The organism is Roseivivax sp. THAF197b (assembly GCF_009363255.1).
Taxonomy (GTDB): Bacteria; Pseudomonadota; Alphaproteobacteria; order Rhodobacterales; family Rhodobacteraceae; genus Roseivivax.
On record NZ_CP045321.1, the window covers coordinates 37,968 to 53,906 of the forward strand.

A 15,939-nucleotide genomic window follows, 5' to 3' on the forward strand; every position below is an offset into this window, starting at 1 on the left:
CCTACCAGTTTCCAGCAGCTTCGCAGATTTGCATGGCTTCGCGCCGAAGCTCATTTGCCTGGCGTCGGTACGTGGACGTCGCTTCGACGATATCCCAGTATTCAGATGCGGCGAAATGCTCGACGAAGACGTCTTCGGCTGCCTCCCAAGACGGATAACGTGTTGGACATTCACAGCTTTGGGCTTCAAAGATGCGTTGCATGCTCTGTGCCCGATAGATTTGTTGGATCAGAAGCCGCTTGTGGGACTCGCGTACATCGATGTCTTGCATCCATTGTGGCTCTGGAGGTTGGTCGGGACAGACATCTGGCTGGTTTTCGAGCGTTGGGATCAGGTTCCGTTCGGCGACGCCAGCGGTCCCATCGAGAACGGCGAGCAGGCCTGCCATCGCAACGACCTGGATCATTCTGAAGCCACTTCCGTCGCCAAAGATTCACGCTTCAAGAACGTAGTATAGCCGTAGTCACCGGCTTCAGCTGTAATGACTTCCCATCCCTCTGCGCCGCGCTCATTCAAGGCGCTTCGCATCGCGTCGTAGTCTTTTTGTTTCTTCACCTGGAAAAACAGGATGTCGTACTCAAAGGTCTTCATTGGGAAGCTCCGATCTCATTGGCGCCGGGGAGGTAGAATTCGGTGATGCCGCGTTTGCCGTCATGGCGGCCGACCTGGATGATCACATCGATGGAGTTCTCGATGTACTGGATCATGTCGGTATAGGTCATCGGGATCTCGGTCTTGAGCGCGGCGATGGCCAGACGCTGCACGTCGAGTTGCGGGGTTTCGGCATGAAGGGTAGTCATGGACCCGCCATGGCCGGTATTGATAGCCTCCAGGAAGGTCATGGCCTCCTTGCCGCGCACCTCGCCGAGGATGATCCGGTCGGGGCGCATGCGCAGCGTGGCAGTGAGCAGCACGTCAGCAGTCTGGAACTCCGCGTCGCGATTGGCGATGAGGGTTACGGCATTGGGCTGGGTCAACAGAAGCTCGGCGGCTTCCTCGATGGTGACGATGCGTTCCGCGGACGGCACATGAGCAAGGATCTTCCGCGCGGCGACGGTCTTGCCGGTGGAGGTGCCGCCCGAGACGATCATGTTGAGCTTGTTGTCTACGCAGAAGGCCAGCGCATCTTCGATTACGCCCGCGGCCACGACCTCGCGGAGTTCGCGGGTTTTCTCGAGACGGAGCTCTTCCAGTTTGCGCTCCTTGCCATAGAGGAAGTCGAGCGCGATCCCGTCAAGCGGCAGGCTTGAGAAGAACCGAAGGCTGATCGACATGGCCGAGAGCACGGCGGGCGAGGTAATGACCTGCGCCCGGATCGGCCGCCCCTTGTAGGTGATCGAGACCGAGACGATCGGGCGGTCCTTGCTCATCGTGGTGTTGGCGGAGGAGGCGATCTGGTTGCCGAGGTCCTTCACGTCCGTCGCGGTCAGTGCCTGGTCCAGCTTTCGCATGAAGTGATCGCCCTGAAATTCTCCCCAGCAGGTGCCGTCGGGATTGATGCAGATCTCGATGACATCGTCGCGGGCGGCGGCATCGATCCGGTCGAGAGAGGTCTGGAGATAACTCAGCGACATGGGCTCAGAATATCTCCAGGTCGCGGTCGACCATCACTGTGACGCGGGCCCCCTGGTCGACATAGATGACCGGACCGATCGAGAGATAATCGCCGATCACGCTGTCTGTGGCATCGGCCAGATCATCGCCCACGTCTTCGAGCACATCCGCTGTGGTCTCATCTTGCACATTGGCAGCGGCGGCGCTTGGCGCGGCGGAGATCAGCGAAATCAGCGCTGCCGAGCCAAAGCGCTCATCAAAGCGCGTGTCCACGAAACCGGTGACACCCGAACGGCCAAGTTCATCACCGCCGAAGGAGCTGATCTGGACGGTTTGGCCCGCGGGCAGGATGATCCGGTCCCAAGCGATGGTGACCCGGCGTTGCGCGATATCGACGCCAGAGCGATAGCGCCCGATGAGGCGGGACCCACGCGGGATCAGGAGACGGCTGCCATCGAAACTGAACACGTCTTCGGAAACAACGGCCCGGGTCTGACCGGGCAGGGAGCTGTAGAGGGCGGTTTCCATGACGGCCTGGATCATCGTGCCCTGGATGATGGTGTTGGAGGGGTTGGCGATGACCTCAGCCTGCGTCACGGACGTTGGCAGCGCGCCGTTCAGCACGAAATCCGTCACCTCGCCAAAGGTGCGCTCGGTCAGTGCCGTTTCATTCGCGCCTGATGTGCCGCCAAAGGCGATGGTGGGCGAGGCGATCCGGCGCTCCTGAAACGCACGCTCTTCGGCCGCGCGGCGCTCAAGTTCCGCGAGCCGTCTTGCTTCCTCCTCGCGGCGCAGCCGTTCTTCTTCTCGCGCGCGCAACTCGTCCTCGGTGGGACCGATGGGTGCGGGGACGGGGCGGTTGGCCTCGAGTTGGGCCAGTTCCAGATCCATGCGGAGTTGTTCAAGCTCGCGATCGCGGGCCGTGAGCTCATCGCGAAACTGTTGCTGTGCGGCTTCCGAGGCGGACTGCAGGGCGGCGATCTGCGCTGTCAGTGCATCAATGGCTTCGGCGGCAGCCGTGTCTTCCTCGACGACGGGTTCGGGCGCGTTGCGCAATTCCTCGATCTGGGCCTGAAGGGCTGCGAGCTGTGCCAGAAGCTCGGCATTGGGCTCGACAGGCTCGGGAGCGACCAAAACCACTTCGGGCTCGGGTGGGGGCAGGGTTTCGATGGCGCCGAAGCCGTCGCCTTCGTTTTGAAACACATCCGGCGTCGCCGTGGGCAGGGCTTCCTCTTCCTCGGGTTGTGGCATGAGATAGAGCAAGGCACCGCCCGCGCCGATCACGAGGACGACGACCAAAGCAAGCAGCGGTGAGCGCCGTGGGGTAGGGGGCGAGCTCGCGCCTTTGCCGTGCTCGAGAGCAGCGAGGCGTTTCTCGAGGTCTGCGTTTCCAGTATCGCTCATGATCCCACCCCCGCAGGCGGTGTGGCCGCGATACAGACCACCTCGTCACCGATCCGCAGCACCCATTGCCGGTTCACCCCGGAGACGCGGATCACGCCATCGTCGGTGGCTTGCGTGTTGACCGTGCGCTCACGGCCATTGGCGTAACGAAAGATCGCGGGCACCGGCGCGTTCCGCGGGAATTCGAAATACGTGAAGGTCCCGTCATCCCAGACGCGGGTCGGGGTGAACTCGGTGCGCGCGCTGGCCCCGTAATTGTAATTCGGGGCCTGGGCCGCGATGGCACGCGTGGGCCGTGCATTGTCGTCCGGATAGTGGAACTGCACCACGTAGAAGGTTGGGCTGCGGACCTCCTGGACGTTGAAATAGTAGCTCCGCCTGTTCGTGTAGACGGTAACGTTTGTATGGACACCGCGCGCCACCGGCTTGATCGCAAAGGCCTGACCGCCGGGGACGCCGTCAATCTCGAAGCCCTCCGTGTCGCCCGCGATGATTGAGCGGATGCTTTCACCCTCTCCAAATTCGACAGTGGTGACATGGGTGAGCGAGACGCTGAGACGGTAGACCTGACCCTCCTGGTAGGTGGCCAAGCGAACCCGGCTGTCGTTGGGACCGCCACGCGGAATTGCTTCGGCGGAGGCAAGGCCGGGCAACAGGGCAATGACAAAAACAAGCGATCTTGTGAACAACAAACATGCGTTTCCGGAACGAGGAGTGTCGCCAATACCCTGCCGCGCTGCGCGCTCTCGGGACATTGGCGACAGAGTATTTTGATTTGAATTCCGGAAACGCATTAATTCTCCAATCTGTCGGAGCGGATGGAATATTCGAGGACCGTGAAGCCGAATGGATTGGTCCAGACCTCATCGATGGAGCGACGGGTCTCCGGGCGGAACTCGAAGAGTAGCGTCGCAGTGAAGAGGCCGGTCTGGGTGCCGTTAATGGACGTCAGGCGCTTGCGCAGGCGGACCGTCGCGCGGTTGGTTCCGATCCGGTTGATGCTGAGGATTTCCACGTCGAGCCGCGCATTGGGGCCATAGACCGTCGGCGGGTAATTCTCGTTGGCGCTGTTCCAGATCTGGCGCAGCCCGCTCTCTGCAGCCCCGTCCGAGCGGCGCAGGACACTTCGGATGCGCAGGTCATTGTCGAGCTGGTTATAGACCTCCCGGTCGGTCACATAGCGGAAGACTTCCGCCTCGATGATCGCCTGGTTGGCGGTCACCGAGGAGGCGCCCACCGAGGCTTCGGGGAGTGCAAAGCCGGTGGCGGGATCATAGGGGACAACAACGGGCGGGGGGTCGACATCGAGGATTGCGACAGCCGCGGCGCTCAGGCACCCGAGGATGCCGAAGATCAGCCCGACGAGCCCAAGGCGTTGCCAGAACCGTTCACGGCGCAACGCGCCATAGACCAGCTCTTCTTCGATGACTTCTTGTTCACTCACCACGCGTCACACCTCGAAATTAGTCCGCGCTGAGGTCAGGCAGCGTAAAATCCATGAAGCGCTGCTCCTCGGCGATGGTGGCGGCATCGATGACGCCGCCGGTGCCATCGCCCACGGTCTGCACGGCTTCGAGCTGCCACATGGCGACGAGCGCGATGGCCAGTTCCGCTGTGACGCGGGTATTAAGATCGACGCTTTCCTTGAGTTCGTCCATGTCGTCGATGAGACCGACGAGGCGGTCGACGCGTTCCAGCGATTGGCCCGCGTCCTCATAGCTGTTCTGGGCCGCGGCCGACACAAGGGCACCGGTGGTGGCCTGCGTCGCCACGCGGTTGGCCCCGGGATTTCCGCTGGTGGCCATTTCCGAGAGGGTGTTGTCGTCAAATCCGAGATCGGCCAGCACCCGGTCCATCTGGGTTTCGATCTCGCCCGCGCCGGAGCCAGAGAGGCCGGAGAAGTCACCCGTTTTGATGGCCTCAATCGTGGCAAGGATGTCCCCGAACTCCTGGTCGAGAAGACCGTTCAATTCATCTTCCATCTCCGTGCGGATGATTTCCGGCAGTTCGGCGAGGCGGGTGAGGGCTTCATAGGTTTTTTGCAATTCGCCAAGTTGTTCCGTGAGTGTCGCAAGCTGTTCACGGAGCTGCGTCAGCTGCTCGTTCTGCAGGATCTCGTCTTCGATCATCTGCCGGAGCTGCTGGATGTTTTGCGCGATGTTCTGGGTATCGACGACGGGTACGCCTTGCGCCAGAGCAGGGGATAGCGTGCCGAGATGCAGGCCAATCCCAAGTGCCGTGGCCAAAGCTGTTCTCAGAAACATCCGTCCCATCATTCAATCTCCCTGATAGTAAAATCCATGAATGCGCCCTCGGCCATGCGGGCGCTGGCCTGCGCCAATTCTTCTGCGCTCAGGACGCGGGTGCGCGCCGCCTGAAGCCGGATGCGCGCCGCGACGAGGCGCACGAGTTCGGCGCGGGCATAGGTGTTGAGTGCGACGCTCTCCTGCACATCTTCCATTTCGGAAATCCGCTCGACGATATCCGCTATGCGCAGGGCGGACTGTCGGATCGCGGCGGGCGAGTTGCTGGCATAGAAGGCCGCGCCGTGCCCGGTGATTGAGAGGTTCGCATTAGCTAGAAGCGCCGGATCGATCGTGCCGAGCGCTTCGATCCCACCGATGCGGCTCAGATAGAGATTGTAGCGTTCAGGAATGACCTGGACGTAGTGCTGGGTCTCGGCAAAGGGCGGGACACCGCCATATTCAAAGACCCGGCCAGGGCCGGCATTATAGGCCGCGAGCGCGTTGATGATGTTGCCATCGAAGGTGTTGAGTTGGGTGGCGAGATAGCGCGCGCCGCCATGCACCTGCAGGTAGGGGCTGTCGTAATATTCCGGGTTGATGCCGAGATCGCTGGCCGTACCGGGCATGATCTGGGTGAGGCCGAAGGCCCCGACCGGCGAGCGCGCACCAATCGTAAACCGGCTTTCCTGCCAGATGAGCGCCTGCAGCAGGGCCCGCCATTGAACTGGGGAGAGACCGGCGCGCCCCACGCCTGCAAACCCGCTGGTCTCCTGCGCGACGCGGATGATGAGTTGCTCGATGTTTTCCGCCGCATCGCCGAACATCTGCGCGCCGCCGGGATTTGGATCGATCTCGGCATTGCCGTAGACCGTTTCGACGGAACGGGCTGGATCGCCGTTGCCGCTCTCCAGCCCCGAGACCATCGCCGGCAGGCCCTGACCGCCGAAGCTGGTCTGGGCATCGAGGATGCGTTGCAGGGTTTCCAGCTGTTCGCGTTCGATCTCGGCGATGAGTTCGCGCACGGCAAGCTTGTCGGCCTGAGCGGCCAAGTCAGCCTCGCGATCGCCGGTCTCGACGATGTCACGCGCGGTCAGCCCGCTGTCATTGGTCGGCACACCTTGGGATAGGGCGAGACCGGGAAGCAGGCAAAGCGCAAGGATATGGAGCAGGCTAGACTTCAATGTCGCCCTCCGGCGCATCAAGAGGCGTGAAGGAACAATCTGGCGCGACGAAGGCTGTCGAAGCCAGGAAGGTAAAGCAATTGGCCTGCGGTTCCTGATACTGTGCGCAGGAGGCTAAAGCGCCGAGCGCGGCGAGAAGCAACACAATGCGTGTCATGAAAGTCTCCAGAAGTCTGGGCGGTTGCGGTAGTCGGCACCGACGAGGGCCTCGCCTTTTTCCATGCCGCCGAGGATGGTGAGATTGGGCCCAAGGGCGCTCAGATCGGCATCGACGACGATCGATCCTTGGTCATCGCGGATCAGCGCAAGGCGGCTGTCGCTGCCGGTGTTGAGAAGCACGTCGAGTTCCTTCTCATAGAGGTTCAGCATCGCGTAGTCGGTCGCATGGGCGCGGATATTCGGGAGGAGAATTTGCGTCGGCACCGCCTCGACGATGGTCTTGCCGGTTCGGGTGCGCTCGAGCTGGCTTGCGTATTGCGTCATCATCACCGCGACGGTGTTCTGTTTGCGCGCTGTCACCAGCCAGTTCGACAGCCGCTCGGCGAAATACGCGTTATCGAGGGCCTTCCAGGCCTCGTCGATCACGATGATGGTGGGGCGGCGATCCTCGATTTCGCGCTCGACCCGGCGGAAGAGATAGGAGAGGACCGCCATCCGTTCCTTGTCGGCCTCGCTGTCGAGAATGCCGGTCAGATCGAAGCCCACCACATCGCCCTTGAGCGAGAACGTGTCCTCGAGGCTCTGCCCGAAGATCCAGCCATAGCGGCCGTCCTCGGTCCATTCGAGCAGGCGCTGGTGCAGATCGCCGCCATCGTCGGTGGACACAAAAAGCGATGCGAAATCCCGCCAGTTCCGCAGGGCCGGGTTTGTGGCCTGCGCGTTCTGGCGCACGACTTCCTGGATGCGATTGGTCTGCGCCGGGGTCAGGGGTTTGTCAGCGCGGTAGAGCAGGGTGGCAAGCCAGTCCGAGAGCCAGGCGGTGCCGCGGGCATCGGTCTCTGTCCAGAGCGGGTTGAGGCCCGTGGGCTGACCGGCGTTCAGAGACGCGTAGCGCCCGCCATTGGCGCGGACCGCCATCTCCATACCAAGACGGTAATCGAAGACGAAGATCCGGGCACCTGCGCGACGGGCCTGGGTCATCAGGAAGGCCGACAGCACCGATTTGCCCGACCCGGGCCGTCCCATGATCAGGGTATGCCCGCTGGTGGGTTCTTTGTCGGGCGCGCCCTGCTCGTGATAGGAAAACCGGTAGGCGCTCTGCTCCGGCGTGGGCAAATATGTGACGACCCGGCCCCAGGGGGTAAGTGCTGCAGGTTTGCCGAGCTGTGTCCGGTGGAAGGCCGCAAAATCCGCGAAGTTGCGGTTGGTGACGGCGCTGGCGCGGACGCGCTTGGGCTGGTTGCCGGGATGCTGGCTGAGGTAATGGGCCTTTGCGGCGACCCGCTCGCCGATCATTTTCACGCCCTCAGTCGCGGCGGCGTTTACGATCTCCGCGCTGAGGGTCTGCAATTCCTCCAGCGTGTCGCAGAAGAGCGTCACGACCATATGGTGCTCGCCAAAGCTCTGGCGCTTGGCCTCGAGATCATCGGCGGCGATATCGAGGGCTTCCAGGAGCGAGAGGGCCGCGTCCTGGCTCGCCTGCATCTGCCGCTTTTGCCGCTTGATGCGGCCGGCCATGAGGTTCGAATTGATCGGCGTGAAGGAGTGCGTCACGATCATGTCGACCGGCAGGTTCAGCATGTCGAACATGGTGCAGGAGGTGCCTTCGGAGTATTCCCCGATGGTGAAGCTTTTGCCGTAGCGATGCCCCACGACGCCTTCAGAGAGCTCGAAATGATCGCCATGAAACGTCACGCGGGTATTGGCGACATTGACGGACAAAAAGCCGTAGGTGTTTGCAGGGTAGAGCGGCAGCTCGGTGCCCGTGTTCAGCGCGCCCAGAAACCCCACCAATTCCCCCGATGCAGCCGACAGCAGGCGCGGCTTGAGCTCGGTAAGCCCCGAAAGGAAGACGTTCACGGCCTCGCCCAAGCGCTGCAGGCGTTTGCGGGTCTCCTCCTTCAGTCGGTCCGGCGCGCTGCGGCCGAGGTGCGGCAGGAGGCTTTTCGGGGGCGGGCGGTGAATGACGGTGAGCGTCAGCGTCTTGTCGCGGAGCCCGCTGGTCTCGAGTTTCGCGCGCCAGCGCCGGTCCACCTCGCCCGCGAAGCTGTCCTCACGGATGGGGTCGAGATCAGGTTTGATGGCCTTGGAGACCTTGTGGACGTAATAGCTGAATTCCGGCCCGAGCTGCGCGACGATGCGGGCAAAGAGGGCGGTCACCTTGTCGAGATAGGCATCGTCCGTCGTGTAGCTGTTGATCCCCTCGAGCCGGATGCAGCGGAAGAGCTCGTTGACCCGGGTGCGCACGGTCTGGTCGTCGACGAGGCTCACATAGGGCAGCATATGCGCGAGGCGGGTCTCGCGCGCATACCATTCTGGCGTCATCGTGCGGGGATCGAGCGCAGCATCAGGGGCGTCATCACGGGGCATAGCTGTCCCCGCCATGGATGGACCTGTTGCGCGTGGGCGGTGTCTCCTGCAGGGCCGTCATCATCACGTCGATGAAACGCGGGTCCCAATCTGCGGCCTTCCACAGCACCGGATAGAGCAGGGCCGCGAAACCCAGCACCGCGATGTGCTGGACCCAGACGAACAAGAGCACCGAACCGAAGAGCCAGACCATCGCATACATGATGGGCAGGCCAAGAAGCTTGGGCGGGCGCACGAGCCCAAGAAAGAGAGGCGCGCGCTCAGCCACCGGCAAATACCGCGGCAACGATGGTGGGGGCGGCCGCAACACCGGCGATGCCCACGAGGACCCAGAGCGCTTGGCGCAGATCGATGATGTTGAAGAACCAGCTGAGAAAGACCCCGAGGACCGCGAGTGTGGCGATGACCACACCAAGAGGGCCGGTCAGCGCATCGACAATGCCCTGCAACAAGCTCTGGATCGGGGAGAGATCGATGCTTTGCGCAAGGGCGGGTTCGGAAATGACCAGAAAGAGGGCCAAACTTGCGATGAATAGGTTTGAAATCTGTCTCATGAATTTGATCCTTCCAATCGGGCCGTAACAGCCATGACGCGGGCCACGTGGTTCTGGGTTTCTCGGTAAGGGGGAATGCCACCGTGTTGGCGCACGGCGTCCGGCCCCGCGTTGTAGGCCGCCAACGCCAGATGCGGATCGCCGAACGTCTCCAGCATCATCGCGAGGTAGCGGGCGGAGCCGTCGAGGTTCTGTTGGGGGTCACGCGGGTCGACGCCCAGATCACGCGCGGTGTCAGGCATCAGCTGACCAAGGCCAATGGCGCCCGCATGTGAGATCGCATCCTGCCGATAGGCGCTCTCAACCTCGATATTGGCGCGGTAGAGGCTCAGCCAGTCCGTGACGGAAAGCTCCGCGCGCCTTAGGCCGGGGTGGCTGGCATAACGCAGGGCCGTGGTCTCTATGGCGTTTAGGACATCGGCACGGGGCAGGGGTGCCGGACCGACACGGGCTGCAAAGCGCATCGCTTCTCGCTCTGGCACAGTTTCATCGCTGCCGAAAATCGCAAGTTCGTCGGCTGCCGATCCCTGACCGATGCCGTCATTGTAGTTCCGAGCAAAACTGCTCTGAGACCGGGATGGGGTCAGAGAGCCGTCGCTCTCCATGACCAGGACCATTTGCGCTGAGGCAGGTGCTGCGACCAGCCAGAGACAGACGAGGTTAGCTGCCAGCGCCCTTGTCTGATGGCGCTTTGTCTGGCGGGGCGAGTTTATGCGTACGGCTTGTCCCCGCCTCAAGCGGCAGGTCGACATGTGCAAAGCCAAGGCCAATAAAGAAAGACACCACGCCGGAGATCGTCTTGAACTCGCGGATCTTGATATCGTTGTAGGTCGTCCGCGTGCGGGCGGTGACGAGGAGCTTTTCCACGCCATCATCAGAGACAACGCGCATAATCCAGACCCCGTAATAGCTGGGGCCTTTCTTATGTGCCGACTCCTGGCACAGGATTTCTGCGCTATAGCCGCTTTCCACGAGTTCGCGGAACCTGGCTTCCGTAACCACATTTGGTGCTTCGATGTCCCAGTTCATGGCCCGGCTCACGCTTTCTCCAATGGCGCGACCCCAGGCATTCCCACTTGAAGCCCAGAGTTACGATAGTATACTATCAACCGCAAGATGTAATATCGTGCTTTAGCTGTAGTTTGGTCACGCAAACACTAGTCACGGCCAGTGTCTGCGATCAAGGAGATAACAGGTTTGAGAAACCCAAGGTTGACAGGCCTGCTCCCATTGCAAGCTATGGTCCTTCTGATCTGCGTTCCCGGACCAGTTTTGGCGGAATCCTGCTTCGCCCCGGCCCGTCCCTTCCTGCCAAGCGATTCGCAGGCAGCGCGGGACTATGCAGACATCATCCGTGGCGATTTCGAAGATTACATTCAGGATATCCAGAGCTACTTCCGTTGCCTCGACAGCGAACGCGCCCGCGCCTTCGAGGAAGCGCGCGAAGTCAGCGAGGACTATGGCCGATTTCTGCAATTGGCAGGGGATTGATGGGCAACCTCGGGAGCATCAGACTTGCAGCCCATGGAAACCAGACGCCGATAACACCCTCATATATCTACTTTTTAGATAACAGATTTCATCCCCTAGCGACGTCACAAAAGGTATGTGACGCGTGGCGAAAACAATCAGAACAAATGGCCAGTTGGCGCTCGTCCGTGCGTTGGTTGATGCACGTCAGAATGCGGGTCTCAGCCAGCAGCAGTTGGCGGCCAAGCTCAAACGCCACCAGTCGTTTGTGGCGCGTCTCGAAAGCGGCGAGCGCCGAATCGACGTCGTGGAGTTTACAGTTCTGGCGAGGGTCATTGGCTTTGACAAAGATGAAGTCTTGTCGATCGTCGAAGCCGCCACGGAGCCCGACCACAGGATTTGACAGCAAAGAATTTTTGGGACGTTCCGCTTCGGACGTTCCCACGTGAAGTGAGTTCCCTCAGGGAAGAGCTATCAGCCAACATCCACCAAGTGCGGCATGCGGTGCAAGCAAGCACCAAAGCACGTCACGCCGCAAAAGAAGAGCCAAAGTGCAGGAAGTCAGTAAACAGTGAACGATGACAAAGGTGAGGGCGTCGCGATCGCCAATCTGATCGGGGCCGATGGGTGCAGCATTGTTGGTTGGGTGTATCGCTGGACGACAGGCGCGCATGCGGTGATGTGGGACGTACACGGGCCCCAGCCGGTGCAGGAAATCCGGCCGGATCTGACTGCCGAACAGCAGCAGGAAATCGACTTCCATGGTTTGAAGCGGATCGGAAGCGGCGAAGGCGGATAGGCTCCGCAGCTAGCCGCCAGTTCATATTTGATGGTTGGGGTCGGCCGGTATACCGGACATTGGGGTCGCACGCGGCGAATGCGGACTCTGAGCCCAACTTGCACTTTCGGGGAGGGAGGCGAAGGGCGTTTTTCGACGCAGCGAGAGGCTTGTCGGCCAGTGACACGATAAACAGAAATACTGAACCACACGAGTTCTGATAGGGAGTGCTGGTGGCAAACCTCTCCGCCATCAACCTCGCGAAATTTATCGGAGCGTGACGCCTCGACCTTCAATCATTCGAAGACGAGCGCAAAGACGAAGAGTGGACCAGTATATCTGCGTTTCAGCAACCTCGCCTCCCGAATGGATTGGCAGCGCGAGTATAGCGTCGACAACATGAGGAACTTGCCAAGCGCTGTCTCCGATCGCATCGATGTCGACGACGAACAGCGTGCCACGCATCCAGGCAAGCGTCGGTAGGGCAGAAAGACGAGAGCCAAGTGGTTCAAGCAACGCCTTGTAGGTTGCGATCACGACCTGCGGCCCTGGACGGCTGCCGGGCAGGCGATAACCGATCAGCCGTCCCGACACAGCCGCGGTCAACACTTCCACGAACGGCGCCATGGTCAGGTCTTGATCGTCAAGCATGATCGATCCTCCCGCGTTCAGCGTGCCGTCCGGGCATGAGGTGCTCCCGGACGGCAGCCGTGAGGCCGGCGGCGGGACTGCCGCCGCCGGCCACGATTTCCCAGCGTGTCGGCCTAGAAGCCGACCACAAGGGAAATGCCGAACGTGTTGTCCCATTCCTCGAAACCGGCGAGCGGATTGTCGTTGTACTCGGACCGGTAGCTGACCCGCGTCGACAAGGTGTCCGTGCTGCGGAAGTTCACGCCGAAGTCGTTCGTGAGCAGGGTGTTCGTGTCTGAGCCCAGGATATCTGTGTCGTTGGTCAGAGAGACCGCATCGGTCAGGCCGTAGAAGAACCGCGACGACAGGATGCCCGCCCCTTCGGTCTCGTCAGTGCCGTCCTGGAGCCGGGTGTAACGCACGCCGGGTCCGCCCTGGACGCGCCATGCGAATTGCTCGGTGTTGACGATCCGATAGCCGAGGCCGCCGCCGATAAAGGCATCGCGCTCGACCGTCTCGAAGTCATCATATTCGAACCGGCCGGTGCCGAAGGCGTAGAGTTGGGGAGTGAAGGCGCGCGACGCCTCGTACGTGCCGAAAAAGTTCTCTTCGTTGCGCTCACCATTCGCCTCGCCGAACTCGGCGGCCAGGCCGAACGAGTGCGACCAGTCGCCCACACCGTAGGTCAGACGTGCGGCAGTGGAGAGCTCCACGGTGTCGGAGTTGCCGTCGGCGGCAGAGAATTGTAGCGCGGCCGATCCGCGAAGGCCCTGAGGCACACCATTGATCGAAAACCGCTGAGCGTCGTTGCCCTCATCGAGGTCGTCGCGGGCATCTTCGGTGATGTCGTCGATACGATCATCCAGCCGGTCAACACCGGTCAGGCCAGTGGCTTGCGCGTGGACTTGGGACGCCATCAGCAGCGCTACGGCGGTGGTTGCAAGGAACTTGGTCATGGAGGCAGTCCTCTCCTTTGGGGCAGACCGCCTGCTGGATTATCCAAGCCGGCGCTTCCCTCTGAAGCTCACATGCCCTCGATCCATCAATTAGGGAAATTCGAAATACTCTGCCTTAAAGCGATTATTGCTCATCTAACTGCCCCAGTATCTCGATCTCATCGTCCGACGCCTGCTCCAGCTCTTCGATGACATCCTCTTGAACCGAAACGGCTCCGGCCACGACCTTCGTCAGCGCCGCGCGGGCGCACTGCTTTATCTCGTCGTCCATGTCCTCGCGCCAAACAAGCCAGATAGCGTAAGGAAAGATCGGCGCGTCCGGCACAAGGTGTAGCTGCCCGGCATCCAGATACGGCGCCGCCGTTCGCGCAGGCAGATAGGCCGCCAAGCCGCGGCCCACCACAAAATCGGTCGCAAGCGCCCCGAGTGCGAGCGTCTTGCCGGAGCGCAGGTCTGGCAGATCAATTGCGTGCGCCTGCACGAACTCCGGACCCCAATCGACCATCACGTAGCGGTCGTCCATGACGGTCAGGTCCGGCTCGGGCCAGCCGGCCACGAGAACAAGGTCTTCCTCAAAGAGTTTCTCGACCCGGATTCCAGGCCGGATCTGGGGCAGGTAAGTCAGAGCCGCCTGGATCACGCCCTCGATCAGGAAGCGCGTCAGGCGATCGGGCGTGCCCAACTCGGCTCGAATACTGAGTGACGGCGTTCGCGCCTGCATCTCGTCGATCCAGCGGAAACCGCAGCGCGACCAGAGCGAGTGTTCCGCACCGATGGTGATCGCCTTGGTGAAGCCCTCAGGCACGCCGATCTGCTGTCTCGCTTCTTCCCAGATCTTCACGAGAGAGAGCGCGTAGGCTGAGAACGCCTCGCCTTCCGGTGTCAGTTCCGCACCGGCCTTCGAGCGGGTGAAGAGCGCGTGACCCAACTGCTCCTCAAGCCGTCTAATCCGCAGGGAGACGGCCGATTGGGTGACAAACAGCTTGTCGGCCGAATGCACGAAGCTGCCGCTCGCCGCCACTTCGAGAAAGGTTCGCATGAGGGTGATGTCCATAGGGACGATGCATGACATAAACTCGCCTCAACAGCAATTCGATCTCGTTTCCCTTATGCGTGGCCAGTGCGTATCTCGGCATCAGGCAAGCTGACCGAGGCGGGAAATTCGAACGATCTTGGCGGCTTCCATCGAACCTTCTGAAAGAAAGGATCCGACCATGAAGACGCTTTCGATCCGCACTGCTGCTCTGACCGTCCTGTTGTCCGGCGCTATGGCTCTTTCCGCCTGCTCGACGGAGAAAGCCATCGACAATACCGTGGATGTCGCGGCCGGCACGACGCGTCTCGTCGCCAAGGGCGCCGTGGGCGCTGGCAAGCTCGCCTATCGCGGCGGCTAGGCGCTTGTCACGTCGGACGACGAGTGAAGTCGTCTCTACGGGCGTGATCGATGATTAAGCCCGTTTTGATTTGGGACGAGAGATGCGACCGTTCCCAGCCTGCGAGACCCTTTCCTAGCGCTTGTCTCCAATGGCTGTGTCGAAAATCGCGCCTTGCCCCGGTCTTTGCAGCTTGAGCCGAATTTGCCTCTCGCCGGAAGCGGCCATTCTTCGAAGGTCGGCAAGGTCCGCTCCCCGGACCTTGGCGCCGACATCAGCGAACGGCCGGTAATTGAGTGACGCAGCAAGATTAAATTACTGCGGTTCTATGACAATACTGTCTTTGTCGGCGCTAGTAATTCACCTGCTCGAACCCGTAGGTGCCTTCATAGTCACGCCAATCGACGAAGACGGATCGATGATAGATACTGGGGCAATTCTGGCCCCATCTTTCAAGACCCTCATGAACTGAGGGTAGGGCAGTTACGGAAGACCTCTGCCAAGAGAAATCGCCTTGGGTTCCGTAAGTGCCGATGACCACGGTCGCGCTGCGATTGCAGTCGCCGTCACGACCGGATTCATGCTGCCGGGCATAGCGAACATCAAAGACTCGGATGGACCGCACGAAGTTGAACTCAGGTCCGCTGATATCGATGTCCGCGCGATCCTGAACGAGCCGGAGTGCCTGGTCGGTAGGAGCGAGATCGTCGACTGGCAAGGATTGGAGCGGTCGACGGCTGTCCGCTTGGTACAAGGCTTCAAAGATGCGGCCAGCGTTGTTTGATGGCCGATCGTTCTCATAGGAGGCGCCCATGGGACAGCGCCAGATTTGCAGTGGCGGTTCCACCGGCCAGGGCTTGATCCGCCTGATGAATTCGGCGCGGGCCCGGGCGCACGGGACAGATGCAGGCCAGCCGCCAGACAGGCATAAGAGGATCGCACAGTCGATCGGGTATGTCTGCGCGCGGGCGGGTGCCGGCAGCGCGAAACTTGTCACGGTCAAAGCGACGGCGGCCGGGGAGAGGAGCTTCTTGAGTAAATGGCGCATGCTGAGGATCCTCCGTGAGAGGAGTTCAGCATACATACGATAGTATACTATCGCAACACTAAGTATAAAATCGCATAATGAAGTTTATGTTGAGAAGAACGTTATTGATCGGTGCGCATTATTAACTTGGCCAAGGCGCTATTCACAGGACAGCTCAGGCTTGTGCAGCTGCGACTGTCGCTGACGCCGCATTCACTCGCTGTTGCAGCTGGATCA

22 protein-coding genes are annotated in these 15,939 nt (G+C 61.1%); 4 read left to right on the forward strand and 18 right to left on the reverse strand.

Annotated elements, in window-relative coordinates; all coding sequences use genetic code 11:
- Position 1: 1 nt before the first annotated feature.
- From FIV09_RS19865 to FIV09_RS19925, 14 genes are all read right to left on the reverse strand, one after another.
- On the reverse strand, positions 2 to 406 hold the full coding sequence (locus FIV09_RS19865; RefSeq protein ID WP_152453367.1) for a hypothetical protein: 405 nt from the start codon (positions 404 to 406) through the stop codon (positions 2 to 4).
- The gene (locus tag FIV09_RS19870) at positions 403 to 591 is read right to left on the reverse strand and encodes a hypothetical protein (RefSeq protein ID WP_152453369.1); all 189 of its coding nucleotides are present in this window, start codon (positions 589 to 591) and stop codon (positions 403 to 405) included. Before FIV09_RS19870 ends, FIV09_RS19865 begins: the two co-directional genes overlap by 4 nt.
- Positions 588 to 1,574: an ATPase, T2SS/T4P/T4SS family gene (locus tag FIV09_RS19875; protein ID WP_152453371.1), complete on the reverse strand. Its 987-nt coding sequence runs from the start codon at positions 1,572 to 1,574 to the stop codon at positions 588 to 590. Before FIV09_RS19875 ends, FIV09_RS19870 begins: the two co-directional genes overlap by 4 nt.
- 4 nt (positions 1,575 to 1,578) lie before the next feature.
- The gene (locus FIV09_RS19880; protein WP_152453373.1) at positions 1,579 to 2,958 is read right to left on the reverse strand and encodes a TrbI/VirB10 family protein; all 1,380 of its coding nucleotides are present in this window, start codon (positions 2,956 to 2,958) and stop codon (positions 1,579 to 1,581) included.
- Positions 2,955 to 3,650 (reverse strand): TrbG/VirB9 family P-type conjugative transfer protein, encoded by a 696-nt coding sequence (locus tag FIV09_RS19885; RefSeq protein ID WP_152453375.1) that lies wholly within the window; start codon positions 3,648 to 3,650, stop codon positions 2,955 to 2,957. Before FIV09_RS19885 ends, FIV09_RS19880 begins: the two co-directional genes overlap by 4 nt.
- Positions 3,651 to 3,751: 101 nt before the next feature.
- Positions 3,752 to 4,405 carry a virB8 family protein gene (locus FIV09_RS19890; RefSeq protein ID WP_152453275.1) on the reverse strand — a complete coding sequence of 218 codons (654 nt, stop codon included), beginning with the start codon at positions 4,403 to 4,405 and terminating at the stop codon, positions 3,752 to 3,754.
- A 16-nt stretch (positions 4,406 to 4,421) separates the two neighbouring features.
- On the reverse strand, positions 4,422 to 5,231 hold the full coding sequence (locus FIV09_RS19895; RefSeq protein ID WP_152453322.1) for a type IV secretion system protein: 810 nt from the start codon (positions 5,229 to 5,231) through the stop codon (positions 4,422 to 4,424).
- Positions 5,231 to 6,319: a lytic transglycosylase domain-containing protein gene (locus FIV09_RS19900; RefSeq protein WP_152453418.1), complete on the reverse strand. Its 1,089-nt coding sequence runs from the start codon at positions 6,317 to 6,319 to the stop codon at positions 5,231 to 5,233. The genes FIV09_RS19895 and FIV09_RS19900 overlap by 1 nt, the downstream gene beginning before the upstream one ends.
- A 55-nt stretch (positions 6,320 to 6,374) precedes the next feature.
- On the reverse strand, positions 6,375 to 6,542 hold the full coding sequence (locus tag FIV09_RS20510; protein ID WP_172975807.1) for a hypothetical protein: 168 nt from the start codon (positions 6,540 to 6,542) through the stop codon (positions 6,375 to 6,377).
- Positions 6,539 to 8,914 carry a type IV secretion system DNA-binding domain-containing protein gene (locus FIV09_RS19905; RefSeq protein ID WP_152453377.1) on the reverse strand — a complete coding sequence of 792 codons (2,376 nt, stop codon included), beginning with the start codon at positions 8,912 to 8,914 and terminating at the stop codon, positions 6,539 to 6,541. The genes FIV09_RS20510 and FIV09_RS19905 overlap by 4 nt, the downstream gene beginning before the upstream one ends.
- Positions 8,904 to 9,182, reverse strand: coding sequence for a type IV secretion system protein VirB3 (locus FIV09_RS19910; protein ID WP_040104433.1), 279 nt, complete (start codon positions 9,180 to 9,182; stop codon positions 8,904 to 8,906). Before FIV09_RS19910 ends, FIV09_RS19905 begins: the two co-directional genes overlap by 11 nt.
- Positions 9,175 to 9,468 (reverse strand): TrbC/VirB2 family protein, encoded by a 294-nt coding sequence (locus FIV09_RS19915; protein WP_043872272.1) that lies wholly within the window; start codon positions 9,466 to 9,468, stop codon positions 9,175 to 9,177. Before FIV09_RS19915 ends, FIV09_RS19910 begins: the two co-directional genes overlap by 8 nt.
- Complete coding sequence (locus tag FIV09_RS19920) at positions 9,465 to 10,085, reverse strand: lytic transglycosylase domain-containing protein (protein ID WP_043872273.1); 621 nt, start codon at positions 10,083 to 10,085, stop codon at positions 9,465 to 9,467. Before FIV09_RS19920 ends, FIV09_RS19915 begins: the two co-directional genes overlap by 4 nt.
- Positions 10,086 to 10,128: 43 nt before the next feature.
- Positions 10,129 to 10,497, reverse strand: coding sequence for a hypothetical protein (locus FIV09_RS19925; RefSeq protein ID WP_009807505.1), 369 nt, complete (start codon positions 10,495 to 10,497; stop codon positions 10,129 to 10,131).
- A gap of 210 nt (positions 10,498 to 10,707) precedes the next feature.
- On the opposite strand from FIV09_RS19925, the gene FIV09_RS19930 reads away from it, so the two are divergent.
- From FIV09_RS19930 to FIV09_RS19940, 3 genes are all read left to right on the forward strand, one after another.
- Positions 10,708 to 10,959, forward strand: a complete 252-nt coding sequence (locus FIV09_RS19930; protein ID WP_037275520.1) for a hypothetical protein — start codon at positions 10,708 to 10,710, stop codon at positions 10,957 to 10,959.
- A gap of 124 nt (positions 10,960 to 11,083) precedes the next feature.
- A complete protein-coding gene (locus FIV09_RS19935) occupies positions 11,084 to 11,341 on the forward strand; it encodes a helix-turn-helix transcriptional regulator (protein ID WP_028284972.1) in 258 nt (85 codons plus the stop codon).
- A 168-nt stretch (positions 11,342 to 11,509) separates the two neighbouring features.
- Positions 11,510 to 11,737: a hypothetical protein gene (locus FIV09_RS19940; RefSeq protein WP_152453379.1), complete on the forward strand. Its 228-nt coding sequence runs from the start codon at positions 11,510 to 11,512 to the stop codon at positions 11,735 to 11,737.
- 246 nt (positions 11,738 to 11,983) lie between these two features.
- Here the strand turns inward: FIV09_RS19940 and FIV09_RS19945 are convergent, their stop codons facing one another.
- From FIV09_RS19945 to FIV09_RS19955, 3 genes are all read right to left on the reverse strand, one after another.
- The gene (locus FIV09_RS19945) at positions 11,984 to 12,367 is read right to left on the reverse strand and encodes a hypothetical protein (RefSeq protein ID WP_152453381.1); all 384 of its coding nucleotides are present in this window, start codon (positions 12,365 to 12,367) and stop codon (positions 11,984 to 11,986) included.
- Between the two features lie 113 nt (positions 12,368 to 12,480).
- Entirely contained in the window at positions 12,481 to 13,302 is an 822-nt protein-coding gene (locus FIV09_RS19950) for a YdiY family protein (protein ID WP_152453383.1), read from the reverse strand.
- 124 nt (positions 13,303 to 13,426) lie between these two features.
- Positions 13,427 to 14,356: a LysR family transcriptional regulator gene (locus FIV09_RS19955; protein ID WP_152453385.1), complete on the reverse strand. Its 930-nt coding sequence runs from the start codon at positions 14,354 to 14,356 to the stop codon at positions 13,427 to 13,429.
- Between the two features lie 160 nt (positions 14,357 to 14,516).
- On the opposite strand from FIV09_RS19955, the gene FIV09_RS19960 reads away from it, so the two are divergent.
- Positions 14,517 to 14,696, forward strand: a complete 180-nt coding sequence (locus FIV09_RS19960; RefSeq protein ID WP_152453387.1) for a hypothetical protein — start codon at positions 14,517 to 14,519, stop codon at positions 14,694 to 14,696.
- Between the two features lie 331 nt (positions 14,697 to 15,027).
- On the opposite strand, the gene FIV09_RS19965 is transcribed toward FIV09_RS19960, so the two are convergent.
- Positions 15,028 to 15,723, reverse strand: a complete 696-nt coding sequence (locus FIV09_RS19965; RefSeq protein WP_254702479.1) for a hypothetical protein — start codon at positions 15,721 to 15,723, stop codon at positions 15,028 to 15,030.
- Between the last annotated feature and the right edge of the window lie 216 nt (positions 15,724 to 15,939).